This is a genomic window from Clavibacter sp. CT19, from assembly GCF_027858075.1.
Lineage (GTDB): Bacteria > Actinomycetota > Actinomycetes > Actinomycetales > Microbacteriaceae > Clavibacter > Clavibacter tessellarius_A.
The window spans coordinates 65,500-87,768 of the sequence record NZ_JAQHYR010000012.1; the positions used below are offsets into that span (position 1 = coordinate 65,500).

A 22,269-nucleotide genomic window follows, 5' to 3' on the forward strand; every position below is an offset into this window, starting at 1 on the left:
TACGAGGCCAGCGAAGAACACATAAGGAAGCGTCATGAAGGTCAACCCGAGCGTCAAGCCGATCTGCGAGAAGTGCAAGGTCATCCGACGCAGCGGCAACGTGATGGTCATCTGCGAGAACCCACGCCACAAGCAGCGCCAGGGCTGATCAGACCCATCGCACGGCACCACCCGCACCACCCATAAGAAGCACGACAGCAGCGCCGGAAGCCGGGACCCGCGAGGGTCCGGGGGACACCATCGGTCGGAGGCCGATGCACAGGCTCTGCTGCAGACCTCCATCCACCACCAGGAGAAGCCTCAATGGCACGTCTAGCAGGCGTCGACCTCCCGCGCGACAAGCGCGTCGAGATCGCACTCACGTACATCTACGGCGTCGGCCGCACCTCGAGCGTCAAGACGCTCGCGGACACCGGCATCGACAAGAACATCCGCGTCAAGGACCTCAGCGACGACCAGCTCATCGCGCTCCGCGACTACATCGAGGGCAACTTCAAGGTGGAGGGAGACCTCCGCCGCGAGGTCGCCGCCGACATCCGCCGCAAGGTCGAGATCGGCAGCTACGAGGGCATCCGCCACCGCCGCGGCCTCCCTGTCCACGGGCAGCGCACGAAGACCAACGCTCGCACCCGCAAGGGCCCGAAGCGCACCGTAGCCGGCAAGAAGAAGGCGCGCTAGGCCTCCGGCCCGCGCCTCGCCACCCGTAGATTCAGGAGAATTCCATGGCAGCACCCAAGTCGGCTGTTCGCAAGCCGCGCCGCAAGGACAAGAAGAACATCGCCGTGGGCCAGGCCCACATCAAGAGCACCTTCAACAACACCATCGTCTCGATCACGGACCCCACCGGTGCCGTCATCAGCTGGGCGTCGTCGGGCGTCGTGGGCTACAACGGCTCGCGCAAGTCCACGCCGTTCGCCGCGCAGCTCGCCGCCGAGTCGGCCGCCCGCCAGGCGCAGGAGCACGGCATGAAGAAGGTCGACGTGTTCGTCAAGGGACCGGGCTCCGGCCGCGAGACCGCGATCCGCTCGCTCCAGGCCGCCGGCCTCGAGGTGGGCTCGATCAACGACGTCACCCCGCAGGCGCACAACGGCTGCCGTCCCCCCAAGCGCCGCCGCGTCTAGCTCGCGCTGATCGGCCGCTGCCGTCCCGCTCCACCAGGAGGGGACGGCGTCGGCCGATCCGCCGTGTGTCCGTTCGACCACCTCCACCACCCGCCCGGGCCGCCACCCGGGGGGCATCGCAGACGTCATATAGCGGACGCCTCGCCGAAAGGAAACAACACAGTGCTCATTGCACAGCGCCCCACGCTCACCGAGGAGACCATCTCGGAGTTCCGCTCGCGGTTCGTCATCGAGCCGCTGGAGCCCGGCTTCGGCTACACGCTCGGCAACTCCCTCCGCCGCACCCTCCTGTCGTCCATCCCCGGCGCGGCCGTCACCAGCATCCGGATCGACGGGGTGCTGCACGAGTTCAGCACCGTCCCCGGCGTGAAGGAGGACGTGACCGAGATCATCCTCAACATCAAGGGCCTCGTCGTCTCCAGCGAGCACGACGAGCCGATCACCGCGTACCTGCGCAAGCAGGGTGCGGGCCAGGTCACGGCCGCCGACATCTCCGCTCCCGCGGGCGTCGAGATCCACAACCCCGAGCTCGTCATCGCCACGCTCAACGAGAAGGCGAAGTTCGAGCTGGAGCTGACGATCGAGCGCGGCCGCGGCTACGTCTCGGCGACCCAGAACCGCAGCGAGTTCAGCGAGGCCGGCCAGATCCCGGTCGACTCGATCTACTCGCCCGTGCTCAAGGTCACCTACCGCGTCGAGGCCACCCGCGCCGGCGAGCGCACCGACTTCGACCGCCTCGTGGTCGACGTCGAGACCAAGTCGGCCATCACGCCGCGCGACGCCATCGCGTCCGCCGGCCGCACGCTCACCGAGCTCTTCGGCCTGGCGCGCGAGCTCAACTCGGCCGCCGAGGGCATCGAGATCGGCCCCGCGCCGGTCGACGCCGTCCTCAGCTCCGAGCTGTCGATGCCCATCGAGGACCTCGACCTCTCGGTGCGGTCGTACAACTGCCTCAAGCGCGAGGGCATCAACAACGTCAGCGAGCTCGTCGCCCTCTCGGAGACGCAGCTCATGAACATCCGCAACTTCGGTCAGAAGTCCGTGGATGAGGTCAAGGACAAGCTGGTCGAGCTGGGTCTGTCGCTGAAGGACGCCGTCCCCGGCTTCGATGGCGCGCACTACTACAGCTACGACGAGGACGAGACCACCACCACCTGATCGTCCGGCCCCGGCCCGACTTCCTTTCGACCATTACGGAGACATAGACCATGCCCAAGCCCACCAAGGGTCCCCGCCTCGGAGGCGGCCCGGCGCACGAGCGCCTGATGCTCGCGAACCTGGCCCAGAGCCTCTTCGAGCACAAGTCCATCAAGACGACCGAGACGAAGGCCAAGCGCCTGCGTCCCGTCGCCGAGCGCCTGGTGACCTTCGCCAAGCGCGGCGACCTGCACGCCCGTCGCCGCGTCATGGGGATCATCCCCTCGAAGAGCGTCGTCCACGAGCTCTTCACGGAGATCGCGCCCCTCGTCGCCGAGCGCGACGGCGGCTACACCCGCATCACGAAGCTCGGCTTCCGCAAGGGCGACAACGCCCCCATGGTGCAGATCGAGCTCGTGCTCGAGCCGGTGACCCCGAAGGTCCGCTCCACGCGCACCGCGACCGCGACGGCTCCCGCCGCGGCGCCGGTCGCCGAGGAGTCCGACGTGCCGGTCGAGGAGACCGACGCCGTCGAGCACACCGACGCTCCCGCCGAGGAGTCGACCGATGCGGCCGCCGCCGAGGTCGAGGCCGACGCCGCGGAGAAGTCCGACAAGTAGGACGCTCCACCGCACCACACGAGGACCCCCGTCGCCCTGCGCGACGGGGGTCCTCGTGCGTCCGGGGCCGCCGGGGCGCCCGGGAGGCGAGGAGGGCGGATCCGGCCGCGGGGCGCGGATCCGGCCCCGGTAGCCTGGGAGCATGACCGACAGCAGCACGACCATGCCGGACGCCCCCTCCTCCACCGCGCCGGTCCCGCTCCCCGAGGGGCCCGACGGGATCACCTGGCGCCCCATGTCCCCGGACGACGTCGACGCGCTCGTCGAGCTCATGGGCGACGTGGCCGACGCCGACCACCCCGAGCACCGCGCCACCCGCGAGGAGATCGCGATGGCGCAGGGCTTCTCCTTCGTCGACCTCGCGCGGGACACGATCGTGGCCGTCGACGTCGACGGGCGCCTCGTGGCCGAGGGCGTCGCCGTCGTGAAGCCGGACGACGAGGCCGTCGTCCGCGCGAACGTGTCCGGATCCGTCCGCCCCGACGCCCGGCGTCGCGGCATCGGCGGTCGGCTGCTCGACTGGCAGGTCGCCCGCGCCACGCGCACCCTCGAGACCGCGCAGCCGGCCCCGCACGTCCGGGAGCCCGTGCCGACGCGCATGGGCTCGGAGGTGTCGGTGGACTCCGCCGGCGCGGTCGCGCTCCTCGAGTCGCGCGGGTTCACGCCGGGTCGCTACTTCATCGAGATGCACCGCGACCTGGCCGAGGAGCTGCCCGACGTGGCCGCGCCCGAGGGGCTCCGGCTCGTGCCCGTCACGCCCGAGTGGTCGGAGCGCACGCGGCTCGCCAAGAACGAGGTGTTCCGCGACCACTGGGGCTCCGAGCCCGTCAGCGTCGAGCGCTGGGAGGCGTACGCGTCGCTGCCGACCGCGCGCCACGACCTGTCCGTCATCGCGGTGACGGGGGACGGCGAGGACGCCGTCGTCGCCGGGTTCGCGCTGGCCGAGGTGTACCCGGACAACTGGGATGCCGCGGGCTACAGCTCCGCGTACATCGCCCTCGTCGGCGTGCGCCGCGAGTTCCGCGGACGTCGGCTCGCGCAGGCGCTGCTCTCCACCGCGCTCGCGGGGTTCCGCGCCGAGGGGCTCCAGCGCGCGGTGCTCGACGTGGACTCCGACAGCCCCACGGGCGCGCTCGGCCTGTACGAGCACCTCGGCTTCACGGAGGCGAGCCGCTCGGCCGTGTACGAGCGCGAGGTCGGCATGACGCGTCCGCGGGGATCCGCCGACCGATGACCGGGGACGCGGCGGAGACCGGCGGCGCGCGCATCCGCCTCGACGTCGCGTACGACGGCACGGGCTTCGCGGGCTGGGCGAAGCAACCCGGCCTCCGGACGGTGCAGGGCGCGCTCGAGGACGCGATCGCGCAGCTCCTCGCCCGCACGCCGCCCGCGCCGGGGCTCGTCGTCGCGGGCCGGACCGACGCCGGGGTGCACGCCACGGGCCAGGTCGCGCACCTCGACCTGACGGACGCGCAGGTCGCGTCCCTCGACCGCCCGCCGCGGGGGAGGGAGGCCGCCGGCCCCGCCGGGGGAGCGGGGCACGTCCCCTCCGCCGAGCGGGCGGCGGCCGCGCTCGCCCGGCGGATGAACGGCGTGCTCGGCGCGCGCTCCGACGTGGTCGTCACCGGCTCCTCCCCGGCGCCGGCCGGCTTCGACGCGCGCTTCTCCGCCACCTGGCGCGCCTACCGGTACCGGATCTCCGACGCGTCCGGCCCCCGCGACCCGCTGCAGCGGCACCGCACGGTCGAGGTGCCGGTGGAGCTCGACGCGGCCGTGCTCCAGCAGGCGGCCGACGCGCTGCTCGGCCTCCACGACTTCGCGGCCTACTGCAAGCCGCGCGAGGGGGCGTCGACCATCCGCACGCTGCAGGAGCTCACCTGGACGCGCGCTCCCGACGGCGCGCTCGAGGCCGTCGTGCGGGCGGACGCCTTCTGCCACAGCATGGTGCGCGCGCTCGTCGGCGCGTGCGTCGCCGCCGCATCCGGCCGCGCGACGGTCGCGCGGCTCCGGGAGCTGCTGGAGATCCGCGAGCGGACCAGCGAGTTCAGCGTCATGCCCGCCCGCGGCCTCGTGCTCGAGCGCGTGGGCTATCCGGCCGACGACGAGCTCGAGGCGCGCAACGCGATCACCCGGAACAGGCGCCGGGCGCACGAGGTGGACCCGGCCGCGGAGGGCGCCGCGGGGGCCGCACGCGCCCTCGCCCGGTTCGGCGACACGCCCGGGATTGCCTGATCCGCTCCGATCGCGTACTCTGAACCGGTTGTCTGCACGTCTGCGTGCGGCACGTACAAGGTTGAGCCCTCCACCGGATGCGTTCTCGTCAGAACGCCCACGGAGCGGGATCCACGACCATCTCACCTCGAAAAGAAGGCAGTCAGATCAATGACGCGCACCTATTCCCCCAAGGCCAGTGAGGTCCAGCACGACTGGGTCGTCATCGACGCCACGGACATCGTCCTCGGCCGTCTCGCCAGCCACGCCGCCGCGCTCCTGCGCGGCAAGCACAAGGCCACCTTCGCCCAGCACATGGACATGGGCGACTTCGTGATCATCGTCAACGCCGAGAAGGTGGCGCTCACGGGCCAGAAGCTCGAGAAGAAGCTGGCCTACCGCCACTCCGGCTACCCGGGCGGCCTCACGGCCACCACCTACGTCGAGATGCTCGAGAAGCACCCCACGCGCGCGGTCGAGAAGGCCATCCGCGGCATGCTGCCGAAGAACTCGCTGGGTGCGGCGCAGCTGAAGAAGCTCAAGGTCTACGCGGGCCCCGAGCACCCCCACGCTGCTCAGCAGCCCACCCCGTACACCCTCGGCCAGGTCGCTCAGTAGCTCCGGCTGCCGACAGCGACGACCAAAGACCTCAGAAGGAATCGAACCCAGTGGCTCAGATCTCAGACTCCCTCGACGTGGCTCCCGAGAGCTTCTCGACCGAGACCCCGAACGAGGAGGCCCCCAAGGCCCCCCGCGCGGTCCTCAACGTGTCCGGCGGCGCCGTCGGACGACGCAAGCAGGCCATCGCCCGCGTGCGCCTCGTCCCCGGCTCCGGCTCCATCACGGTCAACGGCCGTGAGTTCGCGGACTACTTCCCCAACAAGCTGCACCAGCAGCTCGTGAACGACCCGTTCAAGGTCCTCGACCTGCTCGGCAGCTACGACGTCGTCGCGCGCATCTCCGGCGGCGGCCCCTCCGGCCAGGCCGGCGCGCTGCGCCTCGGCATCGCCCGGGCCCTCAACGAGATCGACGAGGAGAACAACCGCGCCACGCTGAAGAAGAACGGCTTCCTCAGCCGCGACGCGCGCGTCAAGGAGCGCAAGAAGGCCGGACTCAAGAAGGCCCGCAAGGCGCCCCAGTTCTCGAAGCGCTAAGGCGCTCGGGCACACCGGCAGCCATGCCCCGGCTCTTCGGCACCGACGGCGTCCGCGGACTCGCCAACGGCGAGACCATCACCGCGGACCTCGCCCTGCGCCTGGCCCAGGCCGCCGCGCACGTGCTCGGCCAGGACGCGCGGGATTCCGGACGACGACCCACCGCGGTCGTCGCCCGGGATCCCCGCGTCTCCGGCGAGTTCATCGCGGCGGCCGTGGCCGCCGGCCTCGCGAGCTCCGGCGTCGACGTGTTCGACGCCGGGGTCATCCCGACGCCGGCCGCCGCCTACCTCATCGCGGACGTCCACGCCGACTTCGGCGTGATGATCTCCGCGTCGCACAACCCCGCCCCCGACAACGGGATCAAGATCTTCGCCGCCGGCGGCCGCAAGCTCGCGGACGAGCTCGAGGACCGCATCGAGGCGCAGCTGAGCCAGCCCGTCCTGCTCCCCACGGGAGCCGACGTCGGCCGCATCCGCCGCTTCGCCGACGCCGAGGACCGCTACGTCCTCCACCTGCTCGGCACGCTGCAGCACCGGCTCGACGGGATCCACGTGGTCCTCGACTGCGCGCACGGCGCCGCCGCGGGCATCAGCCCCGAGGTCTTCACGGACGCGGGCGCCCGCGTGACCGTCATCGGCAACGACCCCGACGGCATGAACATCAACGACCGGGTCGGATCCACGCACCTCGACCTGCTCGCGGACGCCGTCCTCGCGCACGGCGCCGACGTGGGCATCGCGCACGACGGCGACGCCGACCGCTGCCTCGCGGTCGACCACACCGGCCAGATCATCGACGGCGACCAGATCATGGCCGTCCTCGCGCTCTCCATGGCCCGCCGCGGACTGCTCGCGGAGCGCACGCTGGTGGCCACGGTCATGAGCAACCTCGGCCTCCGCATCGCCATGGCCGAGAACGACGTCACCGTCCTGCAGACGCGCGTGGGCGACCGCTACGTGCTCGAGGCCATGAACGAGGGCGGCTACTCCCTCGGCGGCGAGCAGTCGGGCCACCTCGTCATCGCGGAGCACGCGACGACCGGCGACGGCATCCTCACGGGCATCCAGCTGCTCGGCGAGATGGCGGCCACGGGCAAGACCCTCCGCGAGCTCGCGTCCGTCATGACCGTGTACCCGCAGGTGATGATCAACGTCCGCGGCGTCGACCGCGAGCGCGTGGGCGACGACGCGGAGCTCGCCGCCGCGGTCGCGCGCGCGGAGGCGGAGCTCGGCGACACCGGGCGCATCCTCCTGCGCGCGTCGGGCACCGAGCCGATGATCCGCGTGATGGTGGAGGCCGCCGACCAGGTGACCGCCGAGCGTCACGCGCAGCAGCTCGCCGCGCTCGTCACGGAGCGCCTCGCCATCTGATCGACGCACGCGGCTGCGCCTGACGGCAGCTGCTGTGGAGGAAGTCGGCGGCGTATACCGAGTTCCTCCGACATGTCCTCATCCTCGATCGAGGAGGGCCATTTTATGAACAACATGAACCGCCTGGCGCGAAACACGATTCTCGTAGCCGTAGTCATTGCGGTGGCAAGTCCGTCCCCAGCGTTCGCTGACGCGTCGGGGGACGCACGGGACGGAAACGTCGTCCAGATATGCGCTGGTCAAGCCATTGATCTTGATGATGCGAACGGCTCGCCGCTGCCAGTCGAACGGCAGCAGAGCCTTCGAGATCATGCGGAATTTCGCTGTAATCAGCCTGGGTTGGCATCCCGAGGTCGAACCGCGACGTCATCCTCAGCTGAGGCCGTGCACGCTGACTCGGACGGCTACTACCCGGTAGCGAATCTCGACATTCAGCCGGGTCAGGTCACGTGGCTGGCGACAGTGGGTGGTATGCCGGTGGGCCCATACAAGACACTGACCTGCGAGTGGCGTATCGACCATGGAGCTTGGCAAGACTGTGGAGCTGCCTCGGGGTCCGGGTCCGAATTGCGAACTCGTACGAATCAGTATTGCCCTTTCCCGGGTCTCCTATTCGAAGTAGAGGCGTTCGTTCATGTGAACAACGTGGATTACTTTGATAATGCAGACGGCATAACGCAATGAGTCGCGTGTTCTGCATCATCAGGTCGACGAGCCGCACCCCTGACCTCAGGTTGCGGACCCTGGATGCCCGACCCGGAGCGTGGGTCTGCATCCGCGCGGAGACGACCACCGCTCCACAAGGCCCCCATGCGACGGAGCGTTCGACCTCTGTCGCGGTCTTGCCCTCGCTGGAGGACGGTCGAGGGCATCGTGTCGTCGCGGAACGGGTGCTGAGCGGTGGCGGGGAGCCGCTCACCGGCGTCATCGACTGGATCTTCCGATGGCCCTACGAGGTGGACCTCACGCGCGCCTTTCGTCTGAGCGACGGCGACCGCTGGTCCGTGTCGTTCACGTGCCTCGACGTCGACGACATCCTCGACCAGCGGGGCCGCGAGTAGGTCAGAGCTTGCGGAGCGCCACGCTCGTCACGGAGTGGTCCGCGCCCTTGCGCAGCACGAGCGTCGCGCGCGAGCGGGTCGGGCGGATGTTCTGCTCGAGGTTCGGCTCGTTGATGCTCGACCAGATCCGCCGCGCGTGCGCCACCGCCTCGTCCACGCTGAGGTCGGCGTAGCGGTGGAAGTACGAGCGCGGGTTGCTGAAGGCGCCGCGTTGGAGGCTCAGGAAGCGCTCCTCGTACCACTGCGCGATGTCGTGCGTGCGGGCGTCCACGTAGATGGAGAAGTCGAAGAGGTCGCTGACGGCGAGCTTCGCGCCCGAGGCCGAGGGCTGCAGGACGTTCAGGCCCTCGATGATGAGCACGTCCGGCTGCCGCACGACGACCTCGGCGCCCGGCACGATGTCGTAGGCGAGGTGCGAGTAGAACGGCGCGCGCACCTCGGGGACGCCGCTCTTCACCTGCGTGACGAACCGCAGCAGCGCACGCCGGTCGTACGACTCCGGGAAGCCCTTCCGCTCCATGAGGCCGCGGCGCTCGAGCTCGGCGTTCGGGTGCAGGAAGCCGTCGGTGGTCACGAGCTCGACGCGCGGGGTGTCGTCCCAGCGGGCGAGCATCTCGCGCAGAAGGCGCGCGACCGTGGACTTGCCGACGGCCACGGATCCCGCGACGCCGATGACGAACGGCGTGCTCTTGGCGCGCTCGCCGAGGAACGCGCTCGTCTCGCGGTGGAGCTTCTTGGTGCCGGAGACGTAGAGGTTGAGCAGCCGGCTGAGCGGGAGGTAGACGTCGCCGACCTCGCGCATGTCGAGCCGGTCGCCGATCCCGCGCAGCTGCACGACCTCCGTCTCCCGGAGCGGGAGGTGCGTGGCGGGGGCGAGGGCGGCCCAGTCGGCCCGGGCGATCTCCACGAACGGGGAGACGTTGCCATGGCTCGTCGGGTGTCCCGTCGCGGTGTCTGGCATGGCGATCCCATCCTACGGCGGGGCTCGGGCGGCGTCCGGGCCGCGGGGGCGCGCCGCGGCGCCGGGCGCGCAGGGGAACCCGATCCGGACGACTAAAGTGGTGCCCCATGTGCGGAATCGTGGGATACGTCGGTGAGTCCAAGAGCCTCGAGGTGCTCCTCGGGGGGCTGCGGAGGCTCGAGTACCGGGGTTACGACTCCGCGGGGGTCGCGGTCCTCGACGCCGACGGCACGCTCGGCGTCCGCAAGCGCGCCGGCAAGCTCGACCGCCTCCTGGAGGACCTCGAGGCGTCGCCGCTGCCGAACGGATCCACCGGCATCGGCCACACCCGCTGGGCGACCCACGGCGGCCCGACCGACCGCAACGCGCACCCGCACCTGGGCGACGACGGCAAGCTCGCCCTCATCCACAACGGCATCATCGAGAACTTCGCGGAGCTCAAGGACGACCTCCTCGCGGACGGCTACGAGTTCCACAGCGACACCGACACCGAGGTCGCCGCGCAGCTGCTCGGCCGCGAGTACGGCATCACGCACGACCTCGAGCAGGCGTTCCGCAACACCGTGAGCCGCCTCGAGGGCGCGTTCACGCTCCTCGCGGTGCACCGCGACCAGCCCGGCCTCGTGGTCGGCGCGCGTCGCAACTCGCCGCTCGTCATCGGCCTGGGCGAGGGCGAGAACTTCCTCGGATCCGACGTCGCGGCCTTCGTGGAGTTCACGCGCCGCGCGGTCGCCATCGGCCAGGACCAGATGGTCGCCATCCGACCCGACTCCGTCACGGTCACCGACTTCCACGGCGCGCCCGTCGAGACGCACGAGTTCGAGATCGCCTGGGACGCCTCCGCCTCCGAGAAGGGCGGCTGGTCGAGCTTCATGGCGAAGGAGATCAGCGAGGGCCCGGACGCCGTGGCGAACACGCTGCGCGGCCGCATCGTCGACGGCGTCGTCGTGCTCCCCGACCTCGACGCGATCGGCGAGGTCGACCTCGCCGACATCTCGCGCATCGTCATCGTCGCGTGCGGCACGGCCGCGTACTCCGGCATCCTCGGCAAGTACGCCATCGAGAAGTGGGCCCGCGTCCCCGTCGAGGTGGAGCTCGCGCACGAGTTCCGCTACCGCGACCCGGTGCTCGACAGCACGACGCTCGTCATCTCCATCAGCCAGTCCGGCGAGACCATGGACACGCTGCTCGCCGTCCGCTACGCCCGCGAGGCCGGGGCGCGCGTGCTGTCCATCTGCAACACGCAGGGCGCCACGATCCCGCGCGAGTCCGAGGCGGTCGTCTACACGCACGCCGGTCCCGAGGTGGCGGTCGCGTCGACCAAGGCGTTCGTCGCGCAGGTCGCCGCGCTCTACCTCTTCGGCCTGCACCTCGCGCGCATCCGCGGCACGCTGTCGGCCGACGAGATCGTCGAGAACACCGAGGAGCTGCTCGCGGTCCCCGAGAAGCTCCAGGCCGTCGTGGAGCAGGGCGAGAAGATCAGCCAGCTCGCCGGGTGGATGGCGGACACGCGCGCCGTCCTCTTCCTCGGTCGCAACGTGGGCTTCCCCGTCGCGCTCGAGGGCGCGCTGAAGCTCAAGGAGCTCGCGTACATCCACGCGGAGGGCTTCGCCGCGGGCGAGCTCAAGCACGGGCCCATCGCGCTCATCGAGCCGGGCCAGCCCGTGTTCGTCATCGTCCCGAGCCCGGTGCACCAGCTCGCGCTGCACAAGAAGGTCATCTCCAACATCGAGGAGATCCGCGCGCGCGGCGCCCGGGTCATCGCGATCGCCGAGCAGGGTGACGCGTTCGTCCTCCCGCACGCCGACGAGGTCATCCCGATCCCGCTCGCCGCGCCGCTGTTCGAGCCGCTGCTCGCGGTCACGCCGCTCCAGATCTTCGCGATGGAGCTCGCGGCGGCCAAGGGCCTCGACGTCGACCAGCCGCGCAACCTCGCGAAGTCCGTCACCGTCGAGTGACCGGCCGCGCGTGATCAGGGGCATCGGCGTCGACGTCGTCGACGTCGTGCGCTTCGCCCGGAGCGCCGAGCGCACGCCGGGTCTCGTGCCGCGCCTGTTCGCGCCGGCCGAGCGTCCCCTGCCCGCGCGCTCGCTGGCGGCGCGGTTCGCGGCCAAGGAGGCGCTGATCAAGGCGCTCGGCGGACCGGGCGGCATCAGCTGGCAGGACATGGAGGTCGTGCGCGACGACCACGGCGATCCGTCGTTCCGGGTGCGCGGCGCCGTGGCAGAGGTCGCGGCCGCGCGCGGCGTGACGCGCATCCACCTGAGCATGAGCCACGACGCCGGCCTCGCGACCGCGTTCGTGGTGACCGAGGGGGAGGGCGCATGACCGACGAGGCCACCGTCCAGCTCCCCGCGGCCCTCCGCCGCGAGGCGCGCATCGACGCCGGCGCCATCTCCGCGAACGTCCGCACCCTGCGCGCCACCACGGGCGCGCCGCTCGTCATGGCCGTGGTCAAGGCCGACGGCTACGGGCACGGCGCGGTCGCGTCCGCGCGCGCGGCGCTGGCGGGCGGGGCCGACCGGCTCGGCGTCGTCGACATCCGCGAGGCGCTCGCGCTGCGGGCGGCGGGCATCGAGGCGCCGATCCTCACCTGGATGCACGCGCCCGGCGCCGACTTCGCCGCCGCGATCGCGCAGGGCGTCGACCTCGGCCTCAGCAGCCTCCGTCAGGTGCGGGAGGCCGCCGCGGCCGCGCGCGCGATCGGCCGGCCCGCCGAGATCCACGTCAAGGTCGACACCGGGCTCGGCCGCAACGGCGTCACGCCGGCGGAGTGGCCGGGCGTCGTCGCGGAGGTCGCGCGGCTCGTCGACGAGGGCGCGCTGCGGCTGGGCGGCGTCTTCAGCCACCTCGCCAACGCCGGCGCCGAGGAGGACCTCGCGCAGGTGCGCGCGTTCGAGGCGGCCCTCGACAGGGTGCGGTCCGCGGGGCTCGAGCCCGGCATCCGCCACCTCGCCGCCACCGCGGGAGCACTGCGCGTGCCCGAGGCGCGGTTCGACATGGTGCGTCTCGGCATCGGGATCTACGGCATCTCCCCGCTCGACGGCGTCACCTCGGCCGACCTCGGCCTCGTGCCCGCGATGACCCTCGTCGGCAGCGTCGTCGCGGTCAAGCGCGTGCCCGCCGACACGGGCGTCTCCTACGGCTACACGTACCGCACCACCCGGGCCACGACCCTGGCGCTCGTCTCGCTCGGCTTCGCCGACGGCGTGCCGCGCCTCGCCAGCAACCGCGCGCCCGTCGCGATCCACGGCGCCCGCTTCCGGGTGAGCGGCCGGATCGCCATGGACCAGTTCGTGGTCGACGTGGGCGACGGCCTGATCGACGGGCGGCAGGTGGCCGTGGGCGACGACGCCGTGCTGTTCGGGGATCCGGCCACCGGCGCCCCCTCGGTGGAGGAGTGGGCCGAGGCGACCGGCACCATCGGCTACGAGATCGTCACGCGCGTCGCCGGCCGCGTGACCCGGAGGCTCGTCCCATGACCGGATCCGCGCACGCCGCCGCGGCTGCTTCCGCTGCCGCCCCGCTCGCTCCCGCCGCCCCGCAGGCCCCCGGCCGCCGCGCCGTGGTCGACCTCGATGCGATCCGCCACAACGTCCGCACGCTCGCCGCGCTCGCGGCGCCCGCGCGCACGATGGTCGCGGTGAAGGCCGACGCGTACGGCCACGGCGCCCTGCAGGTCGCCCGCGCCGCGCTCGAGGCCGGGGCCGAGAGCCTCGCGGTGCTCGACGTCGCGTCCGCGGTCGAGCTGCGTCGCGCCGGGATCACCGCCCGCCTCCTCGCCTGGCTGCACGGGGTGGACACCGACTTCCGCGTCGCGGTCGAGGAGGGCATCGACCTCGGCGTCTCGGCGCTGTGGGAGCTGGAGCGCATCGCCGCGGCCGGCCGCGCCACGGGGATCCGCGCGCGCGTGCACCTCAAGGCCGACACCGGGCTCAGCCGCAACGGCGCGACCCCGGAAGCTTGGCCCGACCTCGTGCGCGCCGCCGTGGCGGCCGACGCCGCGGGCGAGCTCACGCTGCACGCGCTCTGGTCGCACCTCGCCGACGCCTCGCCCGAGGACGACGACGCCGCGCTCGCCCGCTTCCACGAGGCGGTGCGCGTGGCCGAGGAGCTGGGCGCGCGCCCGGTCGAGAAGCACCTGGCGGCGAGCTCCGCCGGGATCCGCCTGCCCGCCGCCCGCTTCGACATGGTGCGCTTCGGCATCGCCGTCTACGGCATCTCCCCGTTCGACGACCGCTCGGGCCGCGACCTCGGCCTGATCCCGGCGATGACGCTCGAGGCCGACGTCGTCTCCGTGAAGCGCGTCGAGGCGGGGCAGGGCGTCTCGTACGGCCTCGACTATCGCACCGCCGGCCCCTCGACGCTGGCGCTCGTGCCGCTGGGCTACGCCGACGGGATCCCGCGCATCGCCGGCCCCCGCGCCTCGGTGCTCCTGAACGGCCGCCGCTTCCCGATCGCCGGGCGCATCGCCATGGACCAGCTCGTGCTCGACGTGGGCGACCTGCCCGTCGAGGTGGGCGACACCGCCGTGATCCTCGGCACGGGCGACCGCGGCGAGCCCACGGCCGAGGAGTGGGCCGGCTGGGCCGAGACCATCGGCGACGAGATCGTGACGCGCGTCGGGCCGCGCGCGGACCGGGTCCACCTGCACGAGCGCGACGCATCGGCCGCGACCGGAGCGGCCTCCGCCGACGAGGTCCTCTCCGACGAGCTCGTCCCCGTCCCCACCCCGGACGCGATGGAGGAGCTCGGTCGCGCCTTCGCCGGCGAGCTCGGCGCGGGCGACCTCGTCGTCCTCTCCGGCCCGCTCGGCGCAGGCAAGACCACCTTCACGCGGGGGCTCGGCGCGGGCCTCGGCGTCCGCGGTCCGGTCACGAGCCCCACGTTCGTGCTCGCCCGCACGCACCCGAGCCTCGTCGACGGGCCGCCGCTCGTGCACGTCGACGCCTACCGCCTCGCCGACGCCCGCGAGCTCGACGACCTCGACATCGACTTCGCGCGCTCCGTCGTGGTGGTCGAGTGGGGCGAGGGCAAGCTCGACGGCGTCGCCGAGGAGTGGTGGGACCTCCGCATCGCGCGGCCCACGGGCGCCGGCGACGTCCACGCGGACGACGCCGCGGACGACGGCGAGGAGCCCGCGGATCCCGACGACGCCCCCGAGGAGCCGCGCACCGTCCGGGTCCGCCGTCTGCGCGCGCGCCCCCGCGCCTAGACTCATCCAGTGCTCCTCGCGATCGACACCTCCGCCGGAACGGGCGTCGCCGTGATCGACCCCGACGGCCGCGTGCTCGCCGAGCGCCAGGAGGCCGACACCATGCGGCACGCCGAGGTCATCGGCACCCTCCTCGACGAGTGCCTCTCCGCGTCCGGCGTCGAGCGCTGCGACATCCGCGCCGTCGTCGCCGGCATGGGCCCGGGTCCCTTCACGGGCCTCCGCGTCGGCATCGCCGCGGCCCGCGTGCTCGCGACCGGCCTCGACGTCCGCGTGATCCCGGTCGTCAGCCACGACGCCGTGGCGCACGACCACTACGCGGCGGGCGCCACCGGATCGCTCGTCGTCGTCACCGACGCCCGCCGCCGGGAGCTGTACTGGTCGGTCTACCGCGCCCCCGTCGACGGCGGCGTCGCCGAGCGCACCGCGGGTCCCGGCCTCAGCAAGCCGGACGACGTGCCGGCCGCGGACCACCGCATCGACGCCGCCGGGATCCGCGCCGCCTCCCTCGCGCAGGTCGCCCGCCGCATGGACGAGCTCGACCTGCCCTTCGCCGTCGACGAGGCCCTGTACCTCCGCTCGCCCGACGTCACGGTGTCGACCGGCCCGAAGCGGGTCACGTCGTGACCGTCCTGTTCCGCCCGGCGACCATCGACGACCTCGCCGCGCTCATGCACCTGGAGACGACCACGTTCGTCACCGACGCGTGGTCGTCCGACGCGATGCGCGGCGAGCTCACCTCCCGTCACGGCTGGTACGTCGTGGCTGCCGACGAGGCCGACGGCGGGATCCTCGGCTACGCCGGCTTGTCCTGCCCGCGGGGGGCGCAGGCGGCCGACGTGCAGACCATCGCCGTCGCCGAGTCCGCCCGGGGCCGCGGCATCGGCCGCGCGCTGCTCACGCGCCTCGTCGCCGAGGCCCACGCCCGCGGCGCGCGCGAGGTGCTGCTGGAGGTGCGCGCGGACAACCCTGTCGCCCAGGCGCTCTACACCTCGCTCGGCTTCGAGCCCATCGCCGTCCGCCCGCACTACTACCAGCCCGACGACGTGGACGCGGTCGTGATGCGCGTCGCCCTCGGCGGCACCCCGCCGTCCGTCTCCGAGCCCCGCGAGGCCACGGCCCCCGCCACCGGCGGCCCCGGAGTCGGCACGGAGGCGCGAGCCGACGACGACGCCTGCGTCGACGAGGACGAGTGCGACGCGACCGCCGGCCCCCTCGTCCTCGGCATCGAGACCTCCTGCGACGAGACGGGCATCGGCATCGTCCGCGGCCAGACCCTCCTCGCCAACGTCATCTCCAGCTCCATGGACGAGCACGCGCGCTACGGCGGCGTCGTGCCCGAGGTCGCGGCCCGCGCGCACCTCGAGGCGCTGACCCCGGCCATCGACGCGGCCCTCGAGGACGCCGGCGTCACGCTCCGCGAGCTCGACGCGATCGCGGTCACCGCAGGCCCCGGCCTCTCGGGCGCGCTGATGGTGGGCGTCGGCGCGGCGAAGGCGCTCGCCGTGGCCCTCGACATCCCGCTGCACGGCGTCAACCACCTCGTCGGCCACGTCGGCGCCGACCTGCTCAGCCTCGACGGCGGATCCGGCCGCCCGCTCGAGACCCCGTCCATCGCGCTCCTCGTCTCCGGCGGACACACCTCGCTGCTGCTCGTGCGCGACCTGGTCGACGACGTCGAGCTCCTCGGCGAGACCATCGACGACGCCGCGGGCGAGGCGTTCGACAAGGTCGCCCGCATCCTCGGCCTGCCGTACCCCGGCGGCCCGCACATCGACCGGGTCGCGGCCGACGGCGACCCGAGGGCGATCCGCTTCCCCCGCGGCCTCTCCCTCCCCAAGGACATGGAGCGCCACCGCTACGACTTCTCGTTCTCCGGTCTCAAGACCGCGGTCGCCCGCTGGGTCGAGAAGCGCCAGGACGCGGGCGAGCCCGTGCCGGTCGCCGACGTCGCCGCGAGCTTCCGCGAGGCCGTGGTCGATGTGCTGCTCACGAAGGCCGTCGCCGCGTGCGTCGACCACGGGATCCCGCGCCTGCTGCTGGGCGGCGGCGTCGTCGCGAACGCGCGCGTGCGGGAGCTCGCGGCGGAGCGGTGCGCGGCCGCGGGCATCGAGCTGCGCATCCCGCCGCTGTCCCTCTGCACCGACAACGGCGCGATGATCGCGGCCCTCGGCGCCCGCCTCATCACCTCCGGGCGTGCGCCGTCCGGCCTCGCGTTCGGCGCCGACTCCACGCTCCCCGTCACCGTCGTGCAGGTCGGCTGAGCCGGCGCACTGCAGCGACGCGCCGTGCGCATTGCATCCATTGCGCGCGTCCTCTCGCGCCGGGCCCGGAACACGGTATGTTCCCAGGGACGAAAGGAACCACCATGACCGATCCGCAGAATCCGGACCGCTCCTCCGACGACTTCCCGCCCGCACCGAGCCAGCCCTCCTACCCGGCGGCGCCCGCGGCCGGATCCGGCTCGCCCTACGCGGCCCCCTACCAGCCCGGCCAGGGCGGTGCGCCCAAGAAGGGCCTCGCCATCACCTCGCTGGTGCTCGGCATCGTGTCGCTGGTGCTCTCGATCCCCCTTTGGTTCCTCACGTTCTTCGTGGGCATCGCGGCGATCGTCACGGGCGTTCTCGCGCGCAAGCGCAACCCCGGCACCAAGGGCTTCTGGCTCACCGGCCTCATCCTCGGCATCGTCGGCGTGCTGGTCAGCGTGCTGATCGGCATCTTCGCGCTCGTGGTCCTCAACGCCATCAGCACCGGCCAGATCAACGGCACGCCGATCCCGATGCCGTCCGGGCGCTAGCACGCACCACCGCATCACACGCGCGGCCGTCCCCTCGGGGCGGCCGCGTCGTCGTGTCCGGGCAGCGGCCCGGCGGTCGGGCGTCAGCCCGCGTGCACCCCGTGCCGGTCCGCGAGGATCGCCACGCGCCGCCCGCCCACGCGCGTCGCGATGAGCGTCGCCGACGCGTCGCCCTTCAGCTGGAGTCGCGTCCGCAGCCGCGCCGGATCCACGTCGACTCCGCGCTTCTTGATCTCGAGCGTCCCGATGCCGCGCGCCCGCAGCTCGCGCTTCAGCCGCTGCTCGTCGAGCGGGAGCACCTCGCGCACCCGGAAGCCGCGCGCGAACGGCGTGGCCTGCTCCCGGTCCGCGGTGATCCAGGCGATCCCCTCGCCCACCATCCGCCCGTCGAGCGAGCGCGCCAGGTCGCCGATGAGGCGCGCGCGGATCACGGCGCCGTCCGGCTCGTACAGGTGCTCGCCGAGCTCGCCGAGCTCCGCGTCCGCGCTGTCGGCCGCCGCGGTGAGCTCCGCGTGCGACCCGCCGCTGATCACGAGCGCCGCCCGTCGCACGCCGTCGCGCCGCGTCGGCCCGAACCACAGGCCCATCTCCACGGCCTGCCCGTCGACCGACACCCACTGCGCCTCCGCCTCCGCCGGGATGAGGTCGCGGTCGAGGCCCGGGCCGAGCTTGATGCCGGCGGCGCGCCCCGACGCCCGCTCGAACGCGGCGGTGAGCGTGGGGGAGTAGGCGTCCGGATCCGAGATGCGCCGCGTCGACGAGTGCCCCTCCGTGCGCCGCGCCGGGTCGAGGTAGACGCCGTCCACGCGACCCGCGTCGAACGCCTCGGCTGTGCCCTGCTCGACGACCGCCTCGGGGAACGGCGCGAGGTTCCAGCCGGCGATCGCCGCGGTCACCTCGTCGCGCTCGACCGCTGTGACGCGGATCCCGATGGCCGCCATCGCCATCGCGTCCCCGCCGATCCCGCAGCCGAGGTCGGCGACGTGCGCGACGCCGGCCTGCTGGAAGCGGCCCGCGTGCTGCGCGGCGACCGGCAGCCGGGTGGCCTGCTCGAGCCCGGCCTCCGTGAACAGCATGCGCTCGGCGAAGTCGCCGAACTTCCCCCGCGCCTTCGCGCGCAGGCGGGACTGCGTGAGCACCGCGCGCACCCGCTCGGGGGAGTGGCCCTCGGCGCGCAGGGCGCTCACGATCCGCACGGCGTCATCGCCGGGCTGAGGCTGGGGCAGGGAGTCGAGCAGGCGGAGCCCCTCGAGGGAGAGGACCTCGCGGAGGTCGGTCTGATCCATCCGCCCACCGTATCGGGGCCGCTCCCCACCGATTGGCACTCGCGTTGCGCGAGTGCAAGCGCGGCCCGTAGAATCTCACCTGGCACTCTCCCCCGGAGATTGCCAATGAAGTCTTGTCCCTTAGTCACGAAGGAAGAGGTCAACCGTGTCGGTCTCCATCAAGCCGCTCGAGGATCGCATCGTCATCCAGCAGGTCGAAGCCGAGCAGACCACCGCGTCTGGTCTGGTCATCCCCGACACCGCCAAGGAGAAGCCCCAGGAGGGCGAGGTCGTGGCCGTGGGCCCCGGCCGCATCGACGACAACGGCAACCGCGTCCCCCTCGACGTCGCCGTCGGCGACAAGGTCATCTACTCCAAGTACGGCGGCACCGAGGTCAAGTACGACGGCAAGGACCTCCTCGTCCTCTCCGCGCGCGACGTGCTCGCCGTCATCGAGCGCTGACGCTCCCCACGTAGCGACACCGCACCACGCACCACGCGAGAGCCCGGCCGACACGTTCGGCCGGGCTCTCGTGCGTGCGGGGCCGACGGTCGCACGCCGATGCCCTCAATGGGATCCCGCAGCTGTGGGGGAACACCGACCGGGTGCCTGGGATCTGTGACACTCGTCGAGTGCATGCCGTCCCGATCCTCGCCACCTCCGCTCTACTCGCCCTCGCCTCCGACGACTCAGCGAGCCGCAGCCTGCTGGCCTCCGCTGTCACCGCGGCCCTCATGGGCCTGGTCTTCCTCGGAGTGGGTGCTCTGGCGTATTCCGGTGTGTGGCGATGGTGGGCCCGCATGAAGCGCCCCATCGTCACCATGTTCTACTTCCCGTACTTGCCCTTGGCGATCGGCTGGATGGGCGTGGGTCTTCTGATCATCGGTGCTTTCATCCTCTTCCCGCCAGCCGCTCGCTTGCCCGTCATCTACCTCGGGATCTTCGTGGAGATCCTCGCGGTGTGCAGCGCCATGTGGATGCCTCGTGCGCTCCTGCCTCGGTGGTACCGGGCCGCGAAGGGGCTGGACGGAAGCACGTCGAGCGATCGTCGCTACCCGATCTCGGCGGGCAGCCCGTCGCCGACGCAAGCGGGGGCTGGACCGGCCGCTCAGGGCGGCGCGTCCGGGAAAGACGAGACCGCTGTCAATGACGCGGTCAGCCGGACGTTCGGCTCGGCGGACTGAGCCGAGGCTGACGTGGAGGAGATCGTCTGCTCACGGACGCTGTCGTGATGCGGTCGGCCGCAGGAGTAGTCCACGCCCTCGTCGTCGCGGGAGGTGCCCCGAGCGGCGACACGTCTGCTTCGATCTACGTCGAGTCCTTCCTCGTCGGTGTGGTGATGGTGGCGATCGGGGCGGTCGCGTACACCGGGCTGTGGCGTGCGTGGTCGAGGAACCGATATACCTATCCTTTGGGAATCGGTGTCATGGGAGTGGGAGCCCTCGCCGTATCCGCCGGCAGAGTGCTCCCACCCTTCCTCAGCTCGGTCTTCCTGTACCTCGGGCTGGGCATCGGCGTGGTGGGTGCCATGTCGATGATCGGGGTCCCGAGGGTCCTGCTCCCTGCGTGGTACCGAGCGCGGATGGACATGGACTCTGATCGGAACGGTGAGGACCCGGTCGATCGGCCCTGAACGGCCCCGGCGATCGACGTGACATGCGCTGGCAAGTGTGGAAGCTCGGTCGAGTCGATCACCTGGACCCTATTGCTGGCGAATGCCCTCTCGCCTCAGCAGGTGAGGTGGAAAGGTGCTCAGGCTGTGGGCGACAGCCGGCGCAATTCCCACCATCTGCGAGGCTCAGCAGGTGCTCCCGTTCCGGTCGTCTCCTGCGTATTCATTCAGAGCGATGCTGAGCGAGACGAGCGGCGCGAGCGGAGGCATGTCCTCCCTCGGCATCGCGGCTGAAGGACTCGTGATGGCCATCGTGTTTCTCGCCATCGGGCTGCTGGCATTCTCCGGACTGTGGAGGTGGTGGGCTCGCTTGAAGCCCCCTGTGGTGAGCATCTACTACTTCCCGTATCTGCCGCTCGGCATCGGGTGGATGGGGGTGGGCTACGCGGTCATGGCTCCAGGGTTGTTCCTGCCTCCGGCGATCGAGATGCCGGTCATCTACCTCGGCGTGGCGATCGTGTTTCTCGGCTTGATCGGTATGCGCTTCATGCCCCGGGCACTCCTGCCTCGGTGGTACAGGGCCGCGAAGGGCCTCGACCGCCGAGCGGCGGATGCGTCTCTAGGCGCCACATTCTCACGCGACTCGCCCAACGGGCGGGCGGGCGACGAGCGCGCATGCCCGGGTGCTGAGTCGCCGACGGGGACACGAGACGGCGTCGCGATGGAAGAAGTGATGAGGAAGGCCTTCGGGTCATCCGACTGAGTCGAGGTGTCGCTCCTCTCGCGCCCGGGAGGCGCCCATGCGTGCGTCGCTTCGGAAGGGACATCGAGCGGCGGCGAGACGCCTACATCGATGACTCTCCGGTGGGGCCCGTTCGTCGAGGTGATGGCTCGGAGCCGAGCCCGATGTCGACACCTTTTCCGGGGTCGGAGGAGGCGCGCACGAGGGTTGTGCTCCTGAGCGACCGCCGGCTCTCGAGGGCAGGGGGTGTGGGGGACGGCCGACGGGGTTTCCCCGATTTGTGAGACTCGGCAGGTGCTGCTGCTTCTGCTCCCGATCTCCGCTTCGTCATCCTCGACCGCGATCGTCGGCATGACGAGTGCCTCGAGCCAGGACGCGTCTTCCCTTGGCATAGCGGCCCGGTTGCTCGTCCCGGCGATCGTCTTCCTCACTGTGGGTGCTCTCGCCTACTCTGGACTTTGGAGGTCGTGGGCTCGGTGGAAGCCACCTGTGGTGAGCATCTACTACTTCCCGTACCTACCGTTGGGCATCGGCTGGACGGGAGTGGGCCTTCTCCTCGGGGCTGTGGCGCTCGTCCTGCCTCCTCCGGCTCAGATGCCGGTTGCATTCCTCGTAGTAGCCATCGTGGTGCTAGGCCTGATCGGCATGGGGTTCATGCCCCGCGTGCTCCTGCCTCGGTGGTACAGGGCCGCGAAGGGCCTCGACCGCCGAGCGTCGGAGTCATCTCGAGGTGCTGCTGTCTCACGCGATGCGTCCGCTGTGCGGTCGACCGTCGCGGGTTCGGAGCAGGACGCCCCGTCGCCGAAGGGGACACGAGACGGCGTCCCCTTGGAAGAAGTGATGAGGAAGACGTTCGGCTCAGCTGACTGATCGAGTCCTCGCGAAGGGTGCGGCGGCCCTACGTGCGGGATTCGGCCGCTCAGGGCGCTGAGCGGACTGCCTCACGTTCCGGCTCCCCCCCCCAGAGCGGAAGTAGCTCGACGCCTCCCCTGTGCACAA

At 71.8% G+C, this 22,269-nt stretch carries 25 protein-coding genes; 22 read left to right on the forward strand and 3 right to left on the reverse strand.

Features of this window, described 5'->3' with window-relative positions; translation table 11 throughout:
- Nucleotides 1–34 precede the first annotated feature (34 nt).
- The 10 genes from rpmJ (at nt 35) to glmM (ending at nt 7,616) form a co-directional block, all read left to right on the forward strand.
- Nucleotides 35–148, forward strand: coding sequence for a 50S ribosomal protein L36 (rpmJ, locus tag PED38_RS14515; RefSeq protein ID WP_043668846.1), 114 nt, complete (start codon nt 35–37; stop codon nt 146–148).
- Between the two features lie 155 nt (nt 149–303).
- Nucleotides 304–678 (forward strand): 30S ribosomal protein S13, encoded by a 375-nt coding sequence (gene rpsM / locus PED38_RS14520; RefSeq protein WP_063070813.1) that lies wholly within the window; start codon nt 304–306, stop codon nt 676–678.
- A gap of 44 nt (nt 679–722) precedes the next feature.
- Nucleotides 723–1,121, forward strand: a complete 399-nt coding sequence (gene rpsK, locus PED38_RS14525) for a 30S ribosomal protein S11 (RefSeq protein ID WP_012039274.1) — start codon at nt 723–725, stop codon at nt 1,119–1,121.
- Between the two features lie 162 nt (nt 1,122–1,283).
- Nucleotides 1,284–2,279, forward strand: a complete 996-nt coding sequence (locus PED38_RS14530; protein ID WP_063070814.1) for a DNA-directed RNA polymerase subunit alpha — start codon at nt 1,284–1,286, stop codon at nt 2,277–2,279.
- Nucleotides 2,280–2,329: 50 nt separating this feature from the next.
- Nucleotides 2,330–2,878: a 50S ribosomal protein L17 gene (rplQ, locus tag PED38_RS14535; protein ID WP_270981777.1), complete on the forward strand. Its 549-nt coding sequence runs from the start codon at nt 2,330–2,332 to the stop codon at nt 2,876–2,878.
- Between the two features lie 142 nt (nt 2,879–3,020).
- Nucleotides 3,021–4,112 (forward strand): GNAT family N-acetyltransferase, encoded by a 1,092-nt coding sequence (locus PED38_RS14540; protein ID WP_254654465.1) that lies wholly within the window; start codon nt 3,021–3,023, stop codon nt 4,110–4,112.
- Nucleotides 4,109–5,110, forward strand: coding sequence for a tRNA pseudouridine synthase A (locus tag PED38_RS14545; protein ID WP_270981778.1), 1,002 nt, complete (start codon nt 4,109–4,111; stop codon nt 5,108–5,110). Before PED38_RS14540 ends, PED38_RS14545 begins: the two co-directional genes overlap by 4 nt.
- 150 nt (nt 5,111–5,260) lie before the next feature.
- Nucleotides 5,261–5,707: a 50S ribosomal protein L13 gene (rplM, locus tag PED38_RS14550; RefSeq protein ID WP_063070817.1), complete on the forward strand. Its 447-nt coding sequence runs from the start codon at nt 5,261–5,263 to the stop codon at nt 5,705–5,707.
- Between the two features lie 50 nt (nt 5,708–5,757).
- Entirely contained in the window at nt 5,758–6,243 is a 486-nt protein-coding gene (gene rpsI, locus PED38_RS14555; protein ID WP_043668864.1) for a 30S ribosomal protein S9, read from the forward strand.
- Between the two features lie 23 nt (nt 6,244–6,266).
- A complete protein-coding gene (gene glmM / locus PED38_RS14560) occupies nt 6,267–7,616 on the forward strand; it encodes a phosphoglucosamine mutase (protein WP_063070818.1) in 1,350 nt (449 codons plus the stop codon).
- Between the two features lie 78 nt (nt 7,617–7,694).
- Here the strand turns inward: glmM and PED38_RS14565 are convergent, their stop codons facing one another.
- Nucleotides 7,695–7,928, reverse strand: a complete 234-nt coding sequence (locus PED38_RS14565; protein WP_270981779.1) for a hypothetical protein — start codon at nt 7,926–7,928, stop codon at nt 7,695–7,697.
- Nucleotides 7,929–8,305: 377 nt separating this feature from the next.
- Between PED38_RS14565 and PED38_RS14570 the strand changes: the two genes are divergently transcribed.
- Nucleotides 8,306–8,677 carry a hypothetical protein gene (locus PED38_RS14570; protein WP_270981780.1) on the forward strand — a complete coding sequence of 124 codons (372 nt, stop codon included), beginning with the start codon at nt 8,306–8,308 and terminating at the stop codon, nt 8,675–8,677.
- A 1-nt stretch (nt 8,678) separates the two neighbouring features.
- On the opposite strand, the gene coaA is transcribed toward PED38_RS14570, so the two are convergent.
- Nucleotides 8,679–9,638 carry a type I pantothenate kinase gene (coaA, locus tag PED38_RS14575; RefSeq protein WP_063070861.1) on the reverse strand — a complete coding sequence of 320 codons (960 nt, stop codon included), beginning with the start codon at nt 9,636–9,638 and terminating at the stop codon, nt 8,679–8,681.
- Nucleotides 9,639–9,745: 107 nt separating this feature from the next.
- On the opposite strand from coaA, the gene glmS reads away from it, so the two are divergent.
- From glmS to PED38_RS14610, 7 genes are all read left to right on the forward strand, one after another.
- Nucleotides 9,746–11,596 (forward strand): glutamine--fructose-6-phosphate transaminase (isomerizing), encoded by a 1,851-nt coding sequence (gene glmS, locus PED38_RS14580; protein ID WP_270981781.1) that lies wholly within the window; start codon nt 9,746–9,748, stop codon nt 11,594–11,596.
- Between the two features lie 10 nt (nt 11,597–11,606).
- Nucleotides 11,607–11,966 (forward strand): holo-ACP synthase, encoded by a 360-nt coding sequence (locus tag PED38_RS14585; protein WP_270981782.1) that lies wholly within the window; start codon nt 11,607–11,609, stop codon nt 11,964–11,966.
- Nucleotides 11,963–13,120 carry an alanine racemase gene (alr, locus tag PED38_RS14590; RefSeq protein ID WP_063070821.1) on the forward strand — a complete coding sequence of 386 codons (1,158 nt, stop codon included), beginning with the start codon at nt 11,963–11,965 and terminating at the stop codon, nt 13,118–13,120. Before PED38_RS14585 ends, alr (PED38_RS14590) begins: the two co-directional genes overlap by 4 nt.
- Entirely contained in the window at nt 13,117–14,853 is a 1,737-nt protein-coding gene (alr, locus tag PED38_RS14595) for an alanine racemase (protein ID WP_270981783.1), read from the forward strand. Before alr (PED38_RS14590) ends, alr (PED38_RS14595) begins: the two co-directional genes overlap by 4 nt.
- Before the next feature lie 9 nt (nt 14,854–14,862).
- Nucleotides 14,863–15,480, forward strand: coding sequence for a tRNA (adenosine(37)-N6)-threonylcarbamoyltransferase complex dimerization subunit type 1 TsaB (gene tsaB, locus PED38_RS14600; protein ID WP_063070823.1), 618 nt, complete (start codon nt 14,863–14,865; stop codon nt 15,478–15,480).
- On the forward strand, nt 15,477–17,117 hold the full coding sequence (gene tsaD / locus PED38_RS14605; RefSeq protein WP_270981784.1) for a tRNA (adenosine(37)-N6)-threonylcarbamoyltransferase complex transferase subunit TsaD: 1,641 nt from the start codon (nt 15,477–15,479) through the stop codon (nt 17,115–17,117). The genes tsaB and tsaD overlap by 4 nt, the downstream gene beginning before the upstream one ends.
- A 104-nt stretch (nt 17,118–17,221) precedes the next feature.
- Nucleotides 17,222–17,650: a DUF4190 domain-containing protein gene (locus tag PED38_RS14610; RefSeq protein WP_063070825.1), complete on the forward strand. Its 429-nt coding sequence runs from the start codon at nt 17,222–17,224 to the stop codon at nt 17,648–17,650.
- Nucleotides 17,651–17,733: 83 nt separating this feature from the next.
- Here PED38_RS14610 and PED38_RS14615 read toward each other — a convergent pair whose 3' ends face one another.
- Nucleotides 17,734–18,936 carry a class I SAM-dependent methyltransferase gene (locus PED38_RS14615; RefSeq protein WP_270981785.1) on the reverse strand — a complete coding sequence of 401 codons (1,203 nt, stop codon included), beginning with the start codon at nt 18,934–18,936 and terminating at the stop codon, nt 17,734–17,736.
- 145 nt (nt 18,937–19,081) lie between these two features.
- On the opposite strand from PED38_RS14615, the gene groES reads away from it, so the two are divergent.
- The 4 genes from groES (at nt 19,082) to PED38_RS14635 (ending at nt 22,140) form a co-directional block, all read left to right on the forward strand.
- Nucleotides 19,082–19,378, forward strand: a complete 297-nt coding sequence (groES, locus tag PED38_RS14620) for a co-chaperone GroES (RefSeq protein WP_063070827.1) — start codon at nt 19,082–19,084, stop codon at nt 19,376–19,378.
- A gap of 170 nt (nt 19,379–19,548) precedes the next feature.
- Entirely contained in the window at nt 19,549–20,100 is a 552-nt protein-coding gene (locus tag PED38_RS14625; RefSeq protein ID WP_063070828.1) for a hypothetical protein, read from the forward strand.
- Between the two features lie 663 nt (nt 20,101–20,763).
- Complete coding sequence (locus PED38_RS14630; RefSeq protein ID WP_270981786.1) at nt 20,764–21,291, forward strand: hypothetical protein; 528 nt, start codon at nt 20,764–20,766, stop codon at nt 21,289–21,291.
- A 273-nt stretch (nt 21,292–21,564) separates the two neighbouring features.
- A complete protein-coding gene (locus tag PED38_RS14635) occupies nt 21,565–22,140 on the forward strand; it encodes a hypothetical protein (protein WP_131798097.1) in 576 nt (191 codons plus the stop codon).
- Nucleotides 22,141–22,269: the final 129 nt, after the last annotated feature.

Bases quoted from the DNA above. Each gene is read 5' to 3' on its own strand.
- alr (WP_270981783.1), top strand. From the start codon at position 13,117: ATGACCGGATCCGCGCACGCCGCCGCGGCTGCTTCCGCTGCCGCCCCG.
- rpsM (WP_063070813.1), top strand. From the start codon at position 304: ATGGCACGTCTAGCAGGCGTCGACCTCCCGCGCGACAAGCGCGTCGAG.
- rpsK (WP_012039274.1), top strand. From the start codon at position 723: ATGGCAGCACCCAAGTCGGCTGTTCGCAAGCCGCGCCGCAAGGACAAG.
- coaA (WP_063070861.1), bottom strand. From the start codon at position 9,638: ATGCCAGACACCGCGACGGGACACCCGACGAGCCATGGCAACGTCTCC.
- rplQ (WP_270981777.1), top strand. From the start codon at position 2,330: ATGCCCAAGCCCACCAAGGGTCCCCGCCTCGGAGGCGGCCCGGCGCAC.
- PED38_RS14630 (WP_270981786.1), top strand. From the start codon at position 20,764: ATGCTGAGCGAGACGAGCGGCGCGAGCGGAGGCATGTCCTCCCTCGGC.
- PED38_RS14540 (WP_254654465.1), top strand. From the start codon at position 3,021: ATGACCGACAGCAGCACGACCATGCCGGACGCCCCCTCCTCCACCGCG.
- glmS (WP_270981781.1), top strand. From the start codon at position 9,746: ATGTGCGGAATCGTGGGATACGTCGGTGAGTCCAAGAGCCTCGAGGTG.
- PED38_RS14545 (WP_270981778.1), top strand. From the start codon at position 4,109: ATGACCGGGGACGCGGCGGAGACCGGCGGCGCGCGCATCCGCCTCGAC.
- glmM (WP_063070818.1), top strand. From the start codon at position 6,267: ATGCCCCGGCTCTTCGGCACCGACGGCGTCCGCGGACTCGCCAACGGC.
- PED38_RS14565 (WP_270981779.1), bottom strand. From the start codon at position 7,928: ATGATCTCGAAGGCTCTGCTGCCGTTCGACTGGCAGCGGCGAGCCGTT.
- rplM (WP_063070817.1), top strand. From the start codon at position 5,261: ATGACGCGCACCTATTCCCCCAAGGCCAGTGAGGTCCAGCACGACTGG.
- alr (WP_063070821.1), top strand. From the start codon at position 11,963: ATGACCGACGAGGCCACCGTCCAGCTCCCCGCGGCCCTCCGCCGCGAG.
- rpmJ (WP_043668846.1), top strand. From the start codon at position 35: ATGAAGGTCAACCCGAGCGTCAAGCCGATCTGCGAGAAGTGCAAGGTC.
- PED38_RS14615 (WP_270981785.1), bottom strand. From the start codon at position 18,936: ATGGATCAGACCGACCTCCGCGAGGTCCTCTCCCTCGAGGGGCTCCGC.
- PED38_RS14610 (WP_063070825.1), top strand. From the start codon at position 17,222: ATGACCGATCCGCAGAATCCGGACCGCTCCTCCGACGACTTCCCGCCC.